Source organism: Micromonospora sp. NPDC049257 (genome assembly GCF_040678915.1).
Classification (GTDB): Bacteria; Actinomycetota; Actinomycetes; order Mycobacteriales; family Micromonosporaceae; genus Micromonospora; species Micromonospora antibiotica.
Genome location: NZ_JBFAQU010000015.1, coordinates 131,891 through 150,203 on the forward strand (window position 1 = coordinate 131,891; position 18,313 = coordinate 150,203).

General features: G+C 69.7%; 13 protein-coding genes and 3 pseudogenes. 6 read left to right on the plus strand and 10 right to left on the minus strand.

Going from position 1 to position 18,313, the window contains the following annotated elements:
• Positions 1 to 30: 30 nt before the first annotated feature.
• The 6 genes and pseudogenes from AB0K25_RS21630 to AB0K25_RS21655 all read right to left on the minus strand — a co-directional run bounded on the left by AB0K25_RS21630 (position 31) and on the right by AB0K25_RS21655 (position 8,303).
• Positions 31 to 267 (minus strand): DUF5988 family protein, encoded by a 237-nt coding sequence (locus AB0K25_RS21630; protein ID WP_219460225.1) that lies wholly within the window; start codon positions 265 to 267, stop codon positions 31 to 33.
• Between the two features lie 74 nt (positions 268 to 341).
• On the minus strand, positions 342 to 3,218 hold the full coding sequence (locus AB0K25_RS21635; RefSeq protein ID WP_363822278.1) for an AAA family ATPase: 2,877 nt from the start codon (positions 3,216 to 3,218) through the stop codon (positions 342 to 344).
• Positions 3,219 to 4,849: 1,631 nt separating this feature from the next.
• Positions 4,850 to 5,329 (minus strand): SDR family NAD(P)-dependent oxidoreductase, encoded by a 480-nt coding sequence (locus AB0K25_RS21640; protein ID WP_363822281.1) that lies wholly within the window; start codon positions 5,327 to 5,329, stop codon positions 4,850 to 4,852.
• Positions 5,330 to 5,559: 230 nt separating this feature from the next.
• Complete coding sequence (locus AB0K25_RS21645; RefSeq protein WP_357537336.1) at positions 5,560 to 7,047, minus strand: cell wall anchor protein; 1,488 nt, start codon at positions 7,045 to 7,047, stop codon at positions 5,560 to 5,562.
• A 362-nt stretch (positions 7,048 to 7,409) separates the two neighbouring features.
• Positions 7,410 to 7,678, minus strand: a pseudogene (locus AB0K25_RS21650) (transposase family protein); the annotation flags it as partial.
• Positions 7,679 to 7,727: 49 nt separating this feature from the next.
• The gene (locus AB0K25_RS21655; RefSeq protein WP_219460212.1) at positions 7,728 to 8,303 is read right to left on the minus strand and encodes a hypothetical protein; all 576 of its coding nucleotides are present in this window, start codon (positions 8,301 to 8,303) and stop codon (positions 7,728 to 7,730) included.
• A 359-nt stretch (positions 8,304 to 8,662) separates the two neighbouring features.
• On the opposite strand from AB0K25_RS21655, the gene AB0K25_RS21660 reads away from it, so the two are divergent.
• Both AB0K25_RS21660 and AB0K25_RS21665 read left to right on the plus strand, forming a co-directional pair.
• A complete protein-coding gene (locus tag AB0K25_RS21660) occupies positions 8,663 to 9,352 on the plus strand; it encodes a TetR/AcrR family transcriptional regulator (protein ID WP_363822285.1) in 690 nt (229 codons plus the stop codon).
• Positions 9,353 to 9,363: 11 nt separating this feature from the next.
• A complete protein-coding gene (locus AB0K25_RS21665) occupies positions 9,364 to 10,263 on the plus strand; it encodes an alpha/beta hydrolase (protein WP_363822287.1) in 900 nt (299 codons plus the stop codon).
• Between the two features lie 102 nt (positions 10,264 to 10,365).
• Here the strand turns inward: AB0K25_RS21665 and AB0K25_RS21670 are convergent.
• Both AB0K25_RS21670 and AB0K25_RS21675 read right to left on the minus strand, forming a co-directional pair.
• Positions 10,366 to 10,673 (minus strand): annotated as a pseudogene (locus AB0K25_RS21670) (transposase family protein); the annotation flags it as partial.
• Positions 10,674 to 11,065: 392 nt separating this feature from the next.
• Positions 11,066 to 11,581, minus strand: a pseudogene (locus AB0K25_RS21675) (AAA family ATPase); the annotation flags it as partial.
• Positions 11,582 to 12,128: 547 nt separating this feature from the next.
• On the opposite strand from AB0K25_RS21675, the gene AB0K25_RS21680 reads away from it, so the two are divergent.
• Complete coding sequence (locus tag AB0K25_RS21680; RefSeq protein ID WP_219460198.1) at positions 12,129 to 13,544, plus strand: transposase; 1,416 nt, start codon at positions 12,129 to 12,131, stop codon at positions 13,542 to 13,544.
• A gap of 115 nt (positions 13,545 to 13,659) precedes the next feature.
• Here AB0K25_RS21680 and AB0K25_RS21685 read toward each other — a convergent pair whose 3' ends face one another.
• The gene (locus tag AB0K25_RS21685) at positions 13,660 to 14,583 is read right to left on the minus strand and encodes an AEC family transporter (protein ID WP_363822291.1); all 924 of its coding nucleotides are present in this window, start codon (positions 14,581 to 14,583) and stop codon (positions 13,660 to 13,662) included.
• Positions 14,584 to 15,443: 860 nt separating this feature from the next.
• On the opposite strand from AB0K25_RS21685, the gene AB0K25_RS21690 reads away from it, so the two are divergent.
• The 3 genes from AB0K25_RS21690 to AB0K25_RS21700 all read left to right on the plus strand — a co-directional run bounded on the left by AB0K25_RS21690 (position 15,444) and on the right by AB0K25_RS21700 (position 16,640).
• Positions 15,444 to 15,743, plus strand: a complete 300-nt coding sequence (locus tag AB0K25_RS21690; RefSeq protein ID WP_219460192.1) for a tetratricopeptide repeat protein — start codon at positions 15,444 to 15,446, stop codon at positions 15,741 to 15,743.
• A gap of 2 nt (positions 15,744 to 15,745) precedes the next feature.
• Positions 15,746 to 15,976: a hypothetical protein gene (locus AB0K25_RS21695; RefSeq protein WP_219460189.1), complete on the plus strand. Its 231-nt coding sequence runs from the start codon at positions 15,746 to 15,748 to the stop codon at positions 15,974 to 15,976.
• 106 nt (positions 15,977 to 16,082) lie between these two features.
• Positions 16,083 to 16,640, plus strand: a complete 558-nt coding sequence (locus tag AB0K25_RS21700; protein ID WP_219460185.1) for a dihydrofolate reductase family protein — start codon at positions 16,083 to 16,085, stop codon at positions 16,638 to 16,640.
• A 151-nt stretch (positions 16,641 to 16,791) separates the two neighbouring features.
• Here AB0K25_RS21700 and AB0K25_RS21705 read toward each other — a convergent pair whose 3' ends face one another.
• Complete coding sequence (locus AB0K25_RS21705) at positions 16,792 to 18,309, minus strand: phospholipase D-like domain-containing protein (protein WP_219460181.1); 1,518 nt, start codon at positions 18,307 to 18,309, stop codon at positions 16,792 to 16,794.
• Positions 18,310 to 18,313 lie beyond the last annotated feature (4 nt).

The following is an 18,313-nucleotide window of genomic DNA, read 5'->3' on the forward strand; positions in this document are numbered from 1 at the left end:
GGGCCGCCCGGCCGGGCAGGTTCCGGCCGGCTATTCCGCGATCCGCGACCGGTACGCCCAGCGGAAGACGAGCGGCTCACCGTCGCCGTCGTCGGGGCGTTCGAAGTGCTCGTAACCACCGTTGTGCGGGACTTTCACCTTCGGTGCGTCCGGCGAGACCCGTTGGGTGCGAAGCTCGGGCGGGAGGCTCGCCGGGCCGCCTTCGAGTGCGATCAGGACGGTGGTGCAGGGGTTTGTGGTGTCGTCCGGCTGGGGGGACACGGTCATGCGGATAGCTTCCCCGGGGAGGACGAACGAGACATGCGTCAGCTGACCCACAAAACCGGCCCGGGTTCGTCGAGTCATCCGTCATCGGGACCCGCGTTGCGGAGCACCTCCTGGGCGATCTGGTTACGGCTGCGCAGCCCGAGCTTGTGCAGGGCGCGGGAGATGTGCGTCTGGACCGTCCGGCGGGTCAGGAGCATCGCGGCGGCGATCTCGGGCGTCGAACGGCCCTCGGCGACGAGCACGGCGACGCGTCGTTCCGTGGCGGTGAGCGCCGCCCAGCCCGAGACCGACCGGGCTGCGCGGGGGCCGCTGACCCCTCGGCGTACGCCCCTGCCCCGCAGCCGCGCCTCGGTGCGTCGGACGTCCCAGGTCGCGCCCACCCGGGTGTACAGGTCGATCGCCTCGGTGGCGGCCGCCCGGCACTCGTCGGTCGCACCGTGGCCGGCCAGCACCACCGCGAGGTCCTCAAGGGTCGCCGCCAGCTCGGTGCGGGGGCCGGCCGACCGGTAGTGCTGCACGGCCGTACGCAGCGGCTCGGGGTTCTCGGTGGCGAGGCCCACGCAGCGCTGACGCATGGTCGCGGCCCGCCCCGGCACTGGCTCGGCCTCGGTCCAGACCCGCGTCAGTTCGAGGGCAGCGGTCACGGTCGAGGAGTCCGTGCAGGCCGCCGCCATCCGGATGAGGTCGGCGAACCACGGGTGGTGGGGGCTCGTGCCGGAGTCGGGGCGGTGTTGCAGCATCGTGGCGAGCAGGGCGGCGCCCCGTTCCGGTTCGCCCTGCTGTTCGGCGTGTACGGCCCGGGCGGCGAGGAGGAAACCCTCGCTGTCCTCGTCGGTGCTGCGGTCGGCCGACACGTGCGTGGCGGGGTGCAGGTGCGCCTCGGCGAGCGCGCGGTCGTCACGGCGGACGGCGATCAGCGCGGTGACGCCCCGCCGCAGTAGCGCAGGTCCACCCCGGTGCAGACCCGGATAGAAGGGCCCGCAGGGATCGTCCGCGACCGGGGTCAGCGCCGTCAACGCCTCGTCCCAGCGGCCGAGCCAGTAGTGCAGCATCGCCTCGGTGACGCCGATGGACCCGGCGGCGACGTCGTGTGCCCGGCGGCGGATCTCATGGGACAGCCGCAGCACCCTGTCGGCTTCCCTCCACCGGGCCATGTTCTGCAGGCTCACCACCCGGCAGTGCAGGGCGAACATTTCCAGTTCCGGGTGGTCGGGGTGACCGACGAGGGCGGTGAGTGCCTGTTCGGCGTGCCGCAGTGCGGCCGGGTGGTCACGCCGGTCGGAGCGGGTGAGGGACAGCACGACGCTGGCGCCCGCGATCGCACAGTCGTCGCCGGAGCGGCGACCGGCGTCGAGGGCCTCACCGGCCAGTGCCTCGGCTTCGTCCGACCCGCCGGTGCCGGCCCGGCTGATCAGGGCCAGGGTGCCCAGGAGGCGTCCGCGCCACGGTTCGGGTATCGCCTGTCGGGTGAGCACCTGCCGCAGGATCAGCTCGGCCTCGTCGGTCTTCCCGCTGTTGGTGAGCGCGCGGATCAGCAGCCAGTGCAGCTCGCCGTGCGCGTCCAGCCCGGTCGACGACGCGAGGGCCTCGCGGGCCCGGTCGGCGGCCTCCTCCCACCGGCCCAGCATCTGTAGTGAGCGGGCCAGCGCGACGCTCAGCGAAGGCTGGTGCGGGTCCTTTGCCGGAAGCTGTCCGAGCTGTGCGCGCAGCAGCCGGACCGTGAGTCCCGGGTCGGTGTCCGCCAACGCGGGGACGGACCTGTGGAGCCAGTCGGGCACCCACCGGTTCTCGACGCCGCCCGCCGCCACCAGTTGGTGTGCCACGGTGAGCGGCTCGGCGGCTGCGGCGGCCAACTCCCGGGCCAGGTCGAGGTGCAGCGCCCGACGCAACGGCAGCGCGACGGCGTCGTACAGGGCCTGGCGGATCAGCGGATGGCAGAAGGTCATTCGTTCCCCGGAGCCGGCGAGGATCCGGGCCGCGACCGCCCGCTGCAGCACGTCGGCGAGGACCCGCACCGGCCGGCCCAGCACGACACTCAGGTCGGTGACGGTGAACTCGGTGCCGAGTAGTGCGGCGGTCCGCAACACGTCCCCGGCGTCCGGCACCAGACCGAGCCGGCTGGTCAACGCGGCGGTGAGGGCGGGAGGTATCCGGTCGTCGTCGTCACGTAGGTCCGCGTGTCCCGCCACGACTTGGACCAGGTCCTCCCGCACCAGGACGTCGGCCAACTCACGCAGGTAGAGCGGATTACCCACCGCCGCGCCCGACCACCGGCTGAGGGTCGGGCCGGGTGGCGCTCCGAGCAGCCCGGTCAGTAGCTGCGAGACCTCCGCTTCGTCCAGCGGCATGAGGCTCAGCAGGTGTTCGTGGCCCCGGAGGGTGTTGGCCGGGGTACGGGTCGGACGGGACGGGTCCTGATGGTGCGCGGCGATCAGGAGTAGGGGCAGGTGTTCGACGCTGGCGGCAAGGCGTCGCCAGACCACGGTCGACGCCTCGTCCATCCAGTGCGCGTCGTCGACGATGAGGACGGTGGGGCCCGTCGCACACAGGTCGTCGACGAGGGAGGCCAGCATCTCGGCCACGGCAGCCAGGGCCGACCCGTTGGCGGGGAAGGCTGGCGGTTGGCCGACCAGGGTCTGGGTGATCTCCGCCCGGGACGGGTCGTCCGGCCGCTGGCGGACTCCGAGGCAGGCGAGCAGGACGCTCAGTGGTGACTGCTGGGAAAGTTGGTCGGCGACGGCGTGGAACACCTGGTAGCCGCGGTCGGCTGCGGCCCGGGCGGTGATGGTGAGCAGTGAGGTCTTGCCGATGCCCGGCTCACCCACCAGCCGGAGCGCCGCGCCGGTTCCCCGCGCCAGCCGGGTCAGCGCTGTCTGCGTGAGGTTCCGCTCACGCGCTCGCCCGACCCATACCTCGGACCCGGACTCCGGGCCTATTCTCAGCATTCCCATCGAAGGTGAATTGCCGCCGGGAATCTCCCCGACGACGGATATCCTTTTCCCGGCCGAGCCGACTACCGTCACACCGTGTCGACCGGGAAATCAACTCTATGGTGGCCGCCGCACCGGGCCCGCAATACGCTGGCAGGCGGCCTTGATCGACCTCCACCAGATCAACGAAATGCCTGAGATCATTCGTTCCGACACCCTACGATGAGCCATCCTGATAGGAATTAGTCGAAAAATCAAGGGAAGCTCGTCGAGTCCGCAGGGAGTCGCCTCCCGGCGAACCAACAGGGCAGTTGCCGGATCACACAATACGTTTCGGTCAGGTTAATTTGTGATGGTCGGCCGGCGCCGGGTCGGCGCACGGGCGGTGCCGTACCACCGAGCAGCCCTACGCCGCACCCGGAGGACGCGAGACGGGCGAGGTGAATTCACATCGTCATCGCGAGGAATTCCCGAATTCCCACCCGCCTTCACGTCGATTCCGGCGAGGTCACCGAATCAGCACACCAATCGCCACTTCGAAAAGGGGCTTGCTCTCCCAAGGTCGAGTTCGATGCTACAACGCTGCCCGTCGAATCCGATAGCCCTGAGTGAATCTTCACCCACCTTCGGTAACGGCCACCGACCACTCCCCCGTCCCTCGCCGTGAACGTGTGGAACGAACGCAGGCGGCGGGCCCCGTCCGCATCGTCTGACCGGGCAGGACAGCGGACCGGGCCAGGGCGGACGGATGAAGACCCAGCCGCCCTCCTTCCTCCGCAGCCGGCAGGGTTCGAGGGTGCCGCGATGATCGTTGTGGCGGTCAACCTGCCCCACACCGCCGTTCCCCTTGCGCCGGACCCGGCGGCGTACGGCGCGCACTGTGTCACCGAGACACTCCGGGATGCTGGTGCGTCGGCAGCCCCGCGCCTGCCTCGGCCGACTGCTGCCGCAGTCGCCGCCTACGGCGTGGGCGAGTTGGTCGAGCGCTCCCGCGCCGGGACGCGGTGTTGCGCAGGCCAGCGCGGCGTAGTGGCTGCACCTCAGCGTCCACCCGCTCCGACAGCTGACGGCGGGGGTGTCGGCCGACCTTTGCCTGCGGGGGCGATCGCGAGGTCGGTAACCTGGTCGTCCGTGATGCCGAACTCGAACGAAAAGGACAGTGGCCCGCCGGGGAAGTCGCCGTCCCCGGAGGCCACCAGCCGGTCGTCCGCGAACGAGGTCGGTGTGAGCACGATCTTGGGGTGATCAGGTGTCCCTGGATCCACTCGCGGATCTCGGTCCCGCCGGTCCAGGTTTTCCCGTCATCGCGCACGGTGGTCCCGTCGCTGAAGACCGCGGCCAGCGCGTTCGCGTCGTGCGCGTTGGTGGCTGCGATGAAGTTCTCGACCACGTTGGGCAGCGTGATGTCATTCATTTCCACTCTCCGGTTTCTCGGTGCCAGGACGCGAGGGCGTGCTGGTGTGTCCCTGCGGTACCTCAGCGGCACGATGCGGGCCGCGCAGCACGGGACTGGCTTGAGGCGCCGACCAGGGTCAGGTCGGCACAGACATGCGGGGCATTTCATCGGGTCGGCTGTGTAGGTGACTCGATCCCTCCTCCTGGTCGCGGCATGGCAGCCCTCGCGGGTCTCCGGCACCGCTGTGGCGACAGGCTCAGAAGTCCGCACTGCGTGAGAGCTTTTCGTTCGCGCGCAGCTCCGCGAGTGCGTTCTCATGCATCGCGACTACGGCGTCGTAGCCGGAGTTGCCGAGCACGATCCGGTGCGGTGGAACGGGTGCGTTCATCGCGCTGATCACTGCCTGCACGCCACGAACGGGGTCACCTGCCTGCTTGCCGTGAGCGTCCACGAACGCCGCCTTGACGGCCTCGACCATCGGCACGTAGGCGTCGACGGTCTCGTTCTGGAAGTAGGAGAAGGCACTGGTGCGGAAGGCTGCCGGCGCTACGGCGAGCACGCGCACCCCGAACGGCTCGACTTCCTCGCGCAGTGTCGCGGTGAGTCCTTCGATCGCCAACTTCGCCGCCGCGTAGTAGCCGAACCCCAGTGCGCCGACGAGGCCGGCCACCGACGACATGTTCACGATCCAGCCGTCGCCGCGTGCCCGCATGCCGGGGAGGACCGCGCGGATCACCTCGACGACGGCGAACAGGTTGAGGTCGAACGTGCGGCGGATGGTCTCGTCGGGGCCCCCTCGATCGAGCCGTACCAGCCACGGCCCGCGCTGTTGACGAGCACGTCGATTCCGCCGAACCGTTCCTCTGCTCCATCAAAGCGGGGGGAACTCAACCAGCGTCACCAACATCGCCGCCACCACCCGACATCACGCCCGAGACGGCATCCGCCCGCTGGCACTACCCGGCATCACCTGACGACAGCCGGGCCCTGGGGTGCCAGGACCTGCACCGGAACGGGACGGTCACTAGTAGTGCCGTCGCCCAGCTGGCCGTGGTTGTTCAAGCCCCAGTCGACGACGGTGTAGTTCGGCTGTAGCGCGAGATTGTGATCGATGCCGGCGGCGATCGCCCGAATCAAGTACAGAAATCGACCGCAGGGCGCGACTTCCCCCACCGCACACACCCGCACCGGCGTCAGACGATTCACGCGAGTGCCGTCGCCGAGCTGTCCATAGCCGTTGTAGCCCCACGCCAGAACGCCACCGCTACTCAGCTGCGCCATACTGTGAAAACCGTTGGCGGCGATGTGCCGCACCCCGTACAGGAACCGGTCACAGGGTGCGACCTGCCCCTGCGCGCACACCCGCACCGGAACGAGCCGGTGGTTATCGCGTGTGCCGTCACCGACCTGACCCTCGACGTTGTAGCCCCAGGAAACGACACTGCCGCTGCCCAGCAACGCCATGCTGTGGAAAGCGCCAGCCGCCACGGCGCTCACCCCGTTCAGGAACCGGTCGCAGGGGGCGGTCTCCCCCACCGCGCACACCCGCACCGGAATGGTACGGAAATTGTCGCTGGTGCCATCGCCGACTTCACCGGCGCCGTTGAAGCCCCAGGCGACGGCGTGGCCGGTCCCCACGACGGCCAGACTGTGCCCTTCACCTACCGCGATGGACCTGGCCCCGGTCAGGAACCGGCCGCAGGGGGCGGACTCCCCCACCGCGCACACCCGCACCGGAACCGGACTCCCGGCGTACCCGCCGTCACCGAGCTGACCGAAGGCGTTGAAACCCCAGGCGACGACAGCACCGTTGCCCAGCAGAGCGAGGTTGTGGTCTGAGTCGCCGCTGGCGATGGCCCTGACCCCGCTGAGAAACTGGCTACACGGTGCGACCTCCCCCACCGCACACACCCGCACCGGAACCGAACGACTCGTGAAGGTGCCGTCACCAAGCTGACCTGTCACGTTCTGCCCCCAGGCGACGACCGTGCGGTCCCGGAGCAGGGCCACGCTGTGCACGAACCCGGCGGCGATGGCGATCACACCGGTGAGGAACCGGGTGCAGGGGGCGGCCTGACCGACGGCGCACACCCGCACCGGAGTGACACTCGGGTCGAGGTTGCCGTCACCCAGCTGACCTTCACTGTTTCGGCCCCAGGCGAGGACGGTGCCGTCCGAGCGCAGGGCAAGACTGTGTCCGTAACCGGCGGCGATGGCGGTCACTGCGCCGAGTTCGGCCGGAGCCTGCTGGGCCACCAGTCGCTGGGCCACCAGTCGCTGGGCCACCGCAGGCGCGGCGGTTCGACCGACCGGCTTCCCGTTCGCCCCACCGACCGAGGCGTCACCGACCACCACGACCAGAGTCAGCACCGCCAGCACGCTGGTGACGGCAGCGCGTCGGGCACTGCCGATCATCACGGCGGACATGTCTTCGGGAAAACAGAATTTACCCATCTCCCTCTCCTGACCGAGACAAATTCAATTCCTGGCCACCTGACTGCCCGGACCTTGGCGGCGGATCAGGCGCACAGCTGCACGGGCCCCGAATCCGGCAGGCCGCACAGGCAAGACCAGAACGGGGATAGGGGTGAGGGGCGGCAGGGATAACACGAGAATTTGAGTAGATATCACCTCCCTGGCAGGCGGCTCAGGCAACAGGGATTCGTGACCCAGAATATAGACCCGTACAACGTGGAGATAAATAGCCGAGTCGAATGAGTTAGATGCTCGCGAACGGTCGCGTGTCCTTCTCGCGTCGAACCACCGCGCGCCCGACCCCGGCCGCTCGACGTCGAATGCCGGCGCAGATCTTCACCCGTGTCGATGACTCGGCGCGCGGCGGGATGCGACACTACGAACAACGGCCCGACCTGCCGCATCGCCAGGTTCCTACGCCAGTAGACGGCCACCAGCAGCACCCGGCCGGGCAGATCGAGGGCCACTGCCGGCCCGGCCGACCGTCAGCGATCCCGTCCCCGTCACGCTCGGCGACGAGACGGATCAGCTTGCGGAACTGGTCGGGGGCCAGCCCAGCGAACGGGATGATCCCCTCCTGGCGGACCGGCCGAGTGCGGAGTGCGCCCACACCGCCAGGTCCAGGGGCCAAACGGTACGGTGGCACCGCTGACCCTGTGTCAGGGGCGGGCCGGGGCTGGGGTGGCGTGTTCGGTTCGGCAGCGGGGGCAGCGCAGTCGCGTTCCGGCAGCCGTGCGGGGCACCCGCAGTCGCTGACCGCAATCGCAGGTCAACACCGGGGCTGACGCCCGCAGGTATTCGTTTCGCTCACGGCGCGGCCACCGGGCGTGGCAGCGGGCGCACCACTTCGGTGGGTAGCTGTTGTAGTGGGCAAGACCGAACGCGCCTGCGATCATCAGGGTGGCAGGGACCAGAAGACCGAGCGGCGCGAGCAGGGCGGGCACGATCCCGCCGGCCCCGTCCGTTACCAATGCGGCGACGACCGTGAACACGGCCAGCGGCACACCGAGCAGGGTGAACCCGAAGCCCAACGCGAAGGCCAGCACCGACGGCAGGAACACCCACATGCCGCCGGTGGCCCATCGGCGGACGCCGTACCCGCCGCAGCGAGGGCAGTTGGGCGACGCACGGTGCGGCACGGCGTGCAGGACCTTCGGCGAAAGCCACTCGACGAGTCGCTTGAGGATCTCCTCGACCAGTTTGGTCGCAAGGGCCTGGAGAAACGAGTTGAGCATGGCAACCGCCTTCCTCGTTGCACGGGTCTGCCCGCGCTCAGGTCCGGGGCTGCCACCTGCCGTGTCAGCCAACACCCAGCGTGACCGAGCGGTGCCACCCTCCGCCCCGGCGCGCCGCTGCCGCGGCTTCGTGCCTCCGATCAAGGGCTTCGTCTCGCTCTCAGCGTCCGCCCTGGATTGCTGGGTGGTGAAACGGCCGTCGTCTACCCGACAGACGTCACCTCCCAGCACGGATGCCGGGAGACAGGCCGCCCGGCCACACCCTCTGATGCGGTGAGCTGCACGATCAACGCTTCCGGGCGAGGTACCGGCGGGGGTGTCGGTCGACGGTCCCCACATCCTGGCATACGATACGACACGTGGCGTATCGGAATGAAGAGTCGTCAGGGGCCCGCGGCCGACCGCGCGATGCCGAGCTTGAGCGTCGGATCACCGCGGCCGTACTCGAGGTCCTCGCTGAGCACGGGTACGAGGACCTGTCCTTCGAGGCGGTAGCTCGACGCTGCCAGACGTCGAAGGCCAGTCTGTACCGGCGATGGGGATCCAAGCGGGACATGGTCATCGCCGCAGTGAAGGCAGGGCCCGCCCAGCACTCGACGTCCCCGCTACCGCAGGAGGCAACCCTGCGCGAGGACCTCCTGAGCCTGGTGCGGCGGCTGGAACGCACGATGGCTGCCGCCGACATCGGCACCGCATTGATGCTGCTTCAAGCGGGGCTGAAAGACCCTGAGCTGTGCGACGCCATCGAGAGTTCCGCGGGTCCCACGGGGGCCAGGTTGCCGCAGGCGGTCATCGACGCCGCGGTTGCTCGTGGCGAACTGCCCACCGGCGCGAGCCCGTTCGCCTTCGACGAGGTCGTCGGGTCGGTGCTGCTGCTCCGTCACGCGAACGGCCTTGCGGTCGACGACGCCTACCTGTCCGCGCTCCTGGACACCGTGATCATCCCTGCGCTCGTCGCCTCCTCCACCAGCGCCACCACGTTGCCTACCGGCCTCTTCTCCGGCCATCCCGAAACCCGCGCCACCAACCGACCCCAGGAGGATTCGTGACCACACCATTCGTGATCGACAACGTCACCTACCGCACGATCACCGGCGACACCGGCGTGGACCTCAACGTCGCCGTCGGCGGCCAGGGGCCGGCCGTCGTGCTGCTCCACGGCTTCCCGCAGACCCACTACATGTGGCGCCACGTCGCCGGGAAACTCGCGACCGACCACACCGTCATCATCCCCGACCTTCGCGGTTACGGAGCCAGCGGCAAGCCCGCCGCCGACGACCCGGGCACCTACTCCAAGCGCACGATGGGCAACGACGTCATCGCCATCACCCGTCAGCTCGGCTTTGACCACTTCGGGCTCATCGGCCATGACCGCGGTGCGCTCGTCGCCGTCCGCACCGGGCTCGACCACCCCGAAGCAGTGCGCTACCTCGGCATCCTCGACGTCCTGCCGACCCTGGACACCTGGGCCGTCCTGCACGGTGTCAATGCCAAGGTCGCCTGGCACCTCTACCTCATGGCCCAGCCAGCCGGCCTGCCCGAGAAGATGATCGCCGCCGTCGGTCCCGAGTTCTTCGGCTCCTTCCTCGACGCCTGGGACCCCACCGGCACCACCTTCACCCGCGAAGAGCGCGACTACTACGTCGACAGCTCCGTCGCCGCGATCGACTCGATCGTGGCCGACTACCGCGCGACGGCCAGCATCGACCTCGACATGGACATCGCCGACCGTGAACGCGGCGCGCAACTCACGATGCCCGTCGGTGTCATCTCCCAGGACTGGGGCTCCCAGCTCGGCTTCGACGCCTCCGCGCTCTGGCGCGCATGGGCCCCGGACCTTACCTACCGGGCCACCGGCAGCGGGCATTTCATGGCCGAGGAGAACCCCGACGAGATCGTCGCGTTCATCACCGCGCTGGCCACCCGCGCTCCTGCCGCCCGCCATCGCACCGAAGAATGAGCCATGTTCATCGTGGGCGACGGCCGTCCCCGGCGGCGGGGAGGACGATGACGGTCTGCGCGGTCGGGGTGGCGCACCCCGTGGCACGTGCGCTGACCGGCAGGGCCGCTGGTCGGCGACCCGGTCGATCGTGATCGGCATGCCGTCGAGGACCGCGTAGGCCAACCGTGCGGCCCGGCGCATGGTGGCGGTGAGGTCGTCGGCGCAGGCGGCGAACGCGTCGACGGCCTGGAGCAGGTAGCGCCACCCGGTAGTCACCGAGACTGCGAAGCCGACCGCGAGGCGGGTGGGGATGTCGCCGTCGCGCAGGTGCTCAGGACCATCAGTACGCGCTGCCGCCCCGGTAGCTAGCGCCGGCGGCCGCCGAATGTGCGACGTCGATCGCGGATGAGCTCGATCAGGCAGGTCAGGCTGCACGTGGACAGCGGAATGCTCGCAGGAACAGTCAGCACCGAAGCCCCCGTGCCCGGCAGCGCGTCTTGGCCAACCGCTGCCCTACCGGGGTTCCGTCCTGTCTGAAGCAATGACGCGCCGCTGAGCACCTGCTCAGGAACCCTTGAGCTCGATGACAACCGCTCAAGATGCCCAACCCCGGGCAACGGCTGTGGGCACCGGCGAGAGAGGTCCGACCGCTTCCGGGACGACTCGTGGCTGTCGCTGATGATCCCTAGGCTGGTCCGCCGCGCTGACGGTCACCGGGTGGGACAGGCGCGGCTGATGGTGAAAACCCTGGCCAGGGCCTTCCTGCCCCGCCTTCGGTCGTCCCCGGACCTGGACCCGCCGCTGGTGGTTCGAGGACGTCAAGGACCGCCTTCAGCCGGTTGTCGAGCGGTCCACCCAACTCCAGGACAGGAGTGTCGTTCCAGGCATCGAGGGGGTCGTCGTAGACGAGTTCCCGAAGCGCGTCGTTCATTCGCGAGCGGAGGCCGGGCAGCTCCGCAGCGGGCAGAACCCGCTCGCTCTCCAGCGTGATCACCGCGATGACCAGTAGATCGAGCGTCGCGAACGCGGAACGCACCGCGGAGGCGTCAGCCTCCTCCACCGGGTCCGCTCCGGTCGCGGCCAGGTAGGCGAGATAGTCGAGCGGTGTACGGTCGAACACGATCTTGGAAGGTGACAGCGACCGCATGCTCCGCACCGAGCAGGCCAGCATCGCCCGGTAGTCCTCCCGGGACGGCGGGAAATCGAACTCGTACCCCTGCTCTTCCAGGAGGTAGTACGGCTCGTCGCGCATGACATGTCCCGGCAGACACGCACACAACGCTTCGACAAGGGTGGTCTTTCCGATTCCGTGCGTCCCCGAGATCGCGACCCTCATTGCCCCATCCTTCACGATCCCGCTGACCCAGGCGTAGTCGGTGCCGCCCAGCCCGTTCGAGCGGAGCACAAACGTCTACCCATCGACCTCAGGCATGCGGGACGCGGCGTCGGCCGAAACTTCGGGCGCGGGGCGCAGGCCGGGCACGGCCCCGGGATCCGCCTTTCGGTCGCCACCGCCGTCGTCAGGGTAGATCGCCTTCACGCCACCATCATCGCGTGCCCATCCGCTCGGCGTACGCATCCGGCCTCAGTTCCTCGCGATGACCGCCGCGATCTGACACAACCGGGCCACGGCCAGCCCGTGACCAGGTCCGGATCGCCTACGACCACTGGCCCGACTTCGGACCTACTCGTCTCGACAGATCTGTCCAGCTGGCCTTCGGCGGTGGGTACCGTGTCTCGACGTCGCCGCGCCCGCACCGACCGTGGCCGCGCTGCCCGCAGGGGCAACCCGGACTGCCCGCAGGACCGGCCGGCGACCGGGGAACGGGCCGGTAGATCCGGCGCACGCTGGTGCGGACCCGCCCACCGACCGGGAGACAGGCGTGCATCCGCATCAGGACGTCCAGCCGGCACCATGGCAACACACGTTCGCCACGACCTTCGCCTGGATCGCCGAGCACCAGCCGGCGTTCTTCCAGCGCCTCACCTGGGCCGACACCCAGCAGAACAGCACCTGCCTGGCGATGTTCCATGCCTGGGCCGACGAGCAGGCCGCCCACACCGGCGTCGACCAGCTGCGCCGTAGCCTGGCCACGATCACGCTGCTCCAGCAGCACGCCAGTGGGCAGCTGGACCGGGACCAGCTCATCGTCGCGCTGGTGGACACCGTCCGGCCGCCGTGGGTCGACCACCCCCTGGCGGTGGCGTTCGGGGAGGTCGATCCGACGCTCGTCGCGGAGGTCGCCCAGATCGACGACATGTTCGCGCTGGTCGCCCGGTTGGCGCAGGTGTTCGAGGTGGACACCGGATTCACGTTCGCCCTCTGGTCGGTGGCCGCCGAGGCCCTCGCCGGCGAGATCGCCGGGGCGTACCTGCCGTACTTCGCCGCAACCTGCGACGAGCACCTGCGGCAGTGGTACCTGACCGCCACCGTCGCGCAACCGGACCTGCCCGGTCAGCCCGGGGACCCGGCACCTGACGGCGGCGACCAGCCGGCGACCCGGTGGCTGGACTACCTGGACCCCGACCAGTTCCCGCAGGTGCTGGCGGACTGCCCGGACCTCGCCGCCGACATGGCCGACTACAACACGCAGGCGTACGCGTTCAGCCTGGCCGGGCCGTACCAGGAGGAGTACCGGTCATCGGTGCACGACGCCATCGCCCGCGTCCTGGCCTGGTACGCCCACCGTCAACCGGTGATCCTGGGTCGCCTCCAGGCGTTCGGCGGGCCGCAGGGGCAGCCCGACGATCCGGCGACCGCCCACCTGCTGGCCCTCGCCCCGCAGTGGGAGCAGCTCCGCCAGGCCTGCGGGCTCCTCACCGCCGCCCTCGAACCCGGCTTCACCGGATATCCGCCGGCCCAGCCGTTGCCGGTCCGGGAACAGATCGCGGCGGCGGCGCGGGCCCGGCTGTCGGCCAGGGAGAGCCGGCAGGGTGGTGCGGGACCGCCGGAACCGGTCGAGACGCCGAGAGCCGTCGAGACGCCGAGAGCCGTCGAGGCGCCGCGACCACCGTCCCGCCGGCCCGAGCGGGTCGAGCAGCACGGGCCGTCGACTCTGGCCGGCATCACCGACGAGCAGTGGCGGCAGGTCGCGGCGATCCTGCCGGGCGGCGACTCGCATCGGGGCCGGCTGCACGACCGCCGGCTGATCGTGGAAGCGATCTACCACCGCAGACGCACCGGGTGCACCTGGGCGAACATGCCCGCGCACTATCCACCCGGCCCGACCGTCGCCAACTACCAGTCGACCTGGGAGCGCGACGGCACCATGCGCCTGATCGAGGCGATCCTGGGCTAGGCTCCCCCGGCCAGATTCTCCGGACCAGCTCGCCGGGCGATGATCGGCAGGTCTGGCCGCCAGCGCCACGGTCGGTATCGCTCAGCATCGTTACCGGACGTCTCCGCCGACGGACCTACCTGAGCAGGGCCGCTGCCGCGGCCAGGGTGGCCAGCGACAGTGTCGTGGTCAGCAGCACCGCGCGGCTGGTCACCGCCTCGCCGACGTCGTACTCCTGGCCGAAGATGAACGTGTTCTGCGCTGTCGGCAGGCCCGCGCACACCACCACGGCGAGCAGCTGCGGCGCGGGCAGGTGCAGGGCCAGCCCTGCCGCGTACGCGACGGCCGGCTGCGCGACGAGCTTCAGCGCGGTGATCACGGCCAGCTCGGCCGGCGCGGCCCGATCGCTGCGCGACGGCGTCGTGTGGTGCAGCGACGCGCCGAGCGCGACCAGGGCGGCCGGAGCTGCGGCGCCCGACAGCAGGGTGAGTGTCGCGTCGGCCGCCGACGGCAGCCGCAGGCCGGCAGCCGAGCAGGCGACACCGAGCAGCGACGCCAGGATCACCGGGTTACGTACCGGCAGGGAGGCGATCCGCCGGACCCGTATCCGCCCGGCGGGGTCGCTGTGCCGGTCCAGGGCGACCAGGATCACGGGTGCCACCACCAGTACCTGTAGCAGCACCACCTGCGCCAGGAACGCCACGTCGCCGAGTACCTGGGTGGCGATGGGGATGCCGAGGTTCGCCGAGTTGACGTACCCGGCGGCCATACCCCAGATCGGCCGCTCGCCGGGCTCGCGACCGAACAGCCGGCTCGCACCGAACCACCCGAACCCGACCACCACAGCGGTGCTCGCCGCGAAGGCGAGCAGCGGGCGGCCGGCGAACCCGGACAGCGGCATCCGGGACAGTGCCAGGAACAGTGCGGCCGGCATCGCCAGCTGGAACACGAACCGGCCGAGTACCGCCGCCCCCGCCTCGCCCAACAGACCCCACCGACAGGCCGCATAGCCGACCACGGTGAGAATCCAGATCGGCACGAACGCCGACACCAGGCTCATCCGGGTGTCACCGGCGGGCGGACGTCGCGCTGATCCAGTGACCGGCGAGTGTTCGGGGCGGACGAGCCGAGAAGCCCGATCTCCGCTCGGGCGTGGGTGTCATCGACCTGCCGCAGGGTGGACTCGGTCCCCTGGCCCTCCACCACGCTGTCACGGTCGTCAGAGACATCGACGCATCCACGGCCCGGGAAGTCGCCGGGCAGCCCGAAGCCACCCACGTGCACGTCGATCGGGAGACCATGCCTTCAGCGTCGCATCCCGTCCGGACCGGGCAAACATCCACTCATCCGCAGCTCCACGGGGCGAGCTCATCACCTACGTGTACGCCTGCCGGACAACGCCCGCTACGCGTGTCGCCGAACCCGATCGTTCCCGCCTCGGTGTCGTGGCCAAGGTCAAAACGTATTCGACGCCCCAATGACGGTGGCCGTTCCTACCGCAGGCCGACCCTCGTGCATGGTGATGGTCATGCCCGGCTGCAGGTGTCTCCAGAGGGGCGGGGACAGCGGGCCAAGGCGGACCGACCCGGTGGCGCCTGGTGGCAGCGTCGCTGCCGGCTCCACCCAGAGGCGTGCCACGAGCAGATCGGGATCGCCCGCGGCCGTGCGCCTGCCGACATCCCACAGCGGTCGGAGGATGCCCTTGCCCGGGATCGGCGTACGCCGGCCGCCGTCGGCGGGCCGCGCTCGGACACCTCCTGGAGTCCCTCGGCGTTCCCGCCACCAGCATCCCGACCGACCTCGACCGCCGGGCCGCCAGGTACCGGGCCGAGACCGCAGGCCGCAGGCTGCTCATCCTTCTCGACAACGCTCCCCGCCTATCGCCGCGTCGGCGACCGATACGGCGAAGCGTCCACGCTGGTGAACCTCGGCAACGCCAACACCCGCCCGGGCCACTTCGACGAGGCGTACGACCAGTTGCTCCGCGCCGCCGCTCTGTTCCGCGAGACTGGCGCCGTAGTCGGAGCGGCCGCGGCCCTGACGAACCTCGGCGACGTGTGCACCAGCCTCCGGCGGCACGACGAGGCAGCCGGGCATTTGTCGGCGGCACGTGACATCTTCCGGTCGGCCGGCCACGTCTACGGCGAAGCAGTCGCGCTGACGAACCTGGGCCGGTGCACGGCACTCGCGGCGACCACGCGCGGGCGATCGGTGACCTGACCGTGGCGATCCGCATTCTGCATTCGATCGGGCACCGTTACGGGGAGGCGAGCGCACTCAACATCCTGGGTGACGTCCTGACGGCCGCGGGGCGTACCACCGAGGCGGTAGCCCGGTACGCCGTTGCGTTGTCGATCGCCACCGCGACCGGTGACCACGACGAGCAGGAAAACGCGCATGAGGGCATTGCCCGGGCCCGACGGAAGGCGGTACCCGCCTTCGCGGATGTGTGATTCACGGGCTCCGGCAACGCACGACTATGTGCATCGTCCTTCAGTGCTGTTCTCGGCTGCATGTCGCGCCCGAACTGCGACACCGGGGGCGTTAGACTCGCCGGCCATGGGACTGCTCACCTTTGGCCTCAACATCACCCTGGACGGTTGCGCCGACCATCAGGAGGGGGTCGTCGACGACGAGACGCACGCCTTCTTCACCCGGCTCATGGACGAGGCCGGGGCGATGCTGTGGGGTCGGGTCACCTACGAGATGATGGAGAGCGCCTGGCCGGCCGTCGCCCGCGGTGACCAGGAGGCGCCGCCGGCGATGCAGGAGTGGGCGGCCAAGTTGGAGGCCAAAGCCAAGTACGTGGTGTCGTCGACGCGCACGGACTTCCCGTGGACCAACAGCCACCACATCGTCGGCGATCTGCGCGAGGGCGTGCAGAAGCTCAAGGACGCGACCCCGGACGGGGTCCTCCTCGGCAGTGGCAACCTCGCGACCGAGCTGGACCGGCTGGACCTGATCGACGAGTACAGGATGCTCCTGCACCCCCGGATCGCCGGTCACGGCCCGAGGCTGTACCAGGGCGGGCTGCCCAGCACACGCCGACTCGAACTGCTCTCGGCGAAGCCGATGCGCAATGGTGTAGTGGCCCTGCATTACCGCCGCGCCGGCTGATCGCCGGAGTCCGCCTGCAACCGAGCACCGGTGGAGCATCCACCAATGCACCCCGGCTCGCCCCGTGGAGCGACGTACCCCTGCAGGACGGCCTGAACTGCGAACTGGCAATGACGAAGTTGGTAAGTCGGTTGGGCAAGACGTCAACCGTTCAGGGCGTTCGCACCCTGAACGGGGAGGCGCAGAGGCCTCGACGAGGGCTGGGTCCCGCAGCCCGGGCCGGGCGGGCGGCAGTCAGCCACAACTCCAACTGCTCCGCCGAGGAGCGCGTACTACCCGGCAGCAGATCGAGCTGATAGCCGCCGGGTTCCCGCGAGGGCGTCAGGATCAGCTGATCACGACCGCTGTACAGAAGGATCTCCGCGCTGTCCGGCTGCTGCTCGAACAGCACCGGCCCGTCGCCGGCAGCCAACACCGCCAACCCCGGACCGCGCTGCACCTCGACCACCGACGGCCGCCACTTAGTGTTGAGCGCCTCGGCGTAGATCGACTCCGCGAGTCGACCGAGGGTCGGATCGCGGACGAACTCCAGGTCTGCCTCGGCGATCACGTGGCGGAAGTAGCGGTCCGCGTCGGCCAACGCCGCCGTGCCGTCTAGCCGCATGCCCACCTCTGCCCCACCGAGCAGGCCATAGTCGGTGAGGAAGTTCGCCGAGAACAGAGCACCGTCGCGGCCGTCGGCGATCACCGCTTTGGCGTGCGTGAGCCGGTCGGCATGGATCTCAACGCCAGCGGCGGCGAAGGCGGTGGCCTCCGCACGCGCCGCGCGGATGTGGTTTCGACCGCGCATCAGCAACCGGACCCGCACCCCGCGCTCGACTGCCCGACGAATCGGCTCGAACAGGATCTCCGGTCGTGCCGTCATCCGCAGCAGCGGGTACGTCATGTTCGCCACGCTGAAGGTGGCCAGCAGCAAGTCGCTGCGGGCGTTGTCGACGGTCTCCCGGATCGCTTGGAGGATCGCGAACTGCTTGCCGTACGTCCAGATAGGGCCGTTGCCAGCTGGCTCAGCGATCGTGCCGTGCCGGTCCACCGCCCGGGACTGGACCAGGTAGTGATCCCGGTCGGGGGGCATCTCCCATGGGCTCTCCGCCCACAACCGAGCGAAGAGTCGGGCCAGGTATCCGGCGTGGGCGGGGTCGGTGACGACCACGCCGTTTTCGCCCACAACGTCGAAGGACCGGGTCACCAGATTGGCGCTGGAGACCAGCGCGACACGGTCGTCAACCACGACGAACTTCGCGTGCACACCGGGCCGGCCGCGCACGTAGATGCCTTGGCGGGTCAGTTCCTTGAAGTTCCGGTACTCGGTCTGGTCGTCGATCGACATACCGTCGTCGACCTCGTTGATCGCCTTGTCCAGGCCCTTGTCGTCGAGGGCGGACAGCACGTACACGCCGCCTCGCAGCCTTGTCGCGGCGCGAACCAGCGCCTCGCGGACCGCGCGGTCGCCGAGGAACAGGGTGCCAACGAAGATCTTCTCGCGAGCGCCGTCGAGCATCGACAGCAGCTCTCCGCGGATCGTCGAACCCCCACCTTGGTACGTCCAGCAGTGGCGGTACGGCTCCGCCGGGTCGGCAACTGCGCCGTCGAACGGGGTCCGTCGCGGCGCGGACGATCGGTGGACGAAGAAACCACCGGTCACCACCCGGTCTGCGAGCGTGACCACCTGC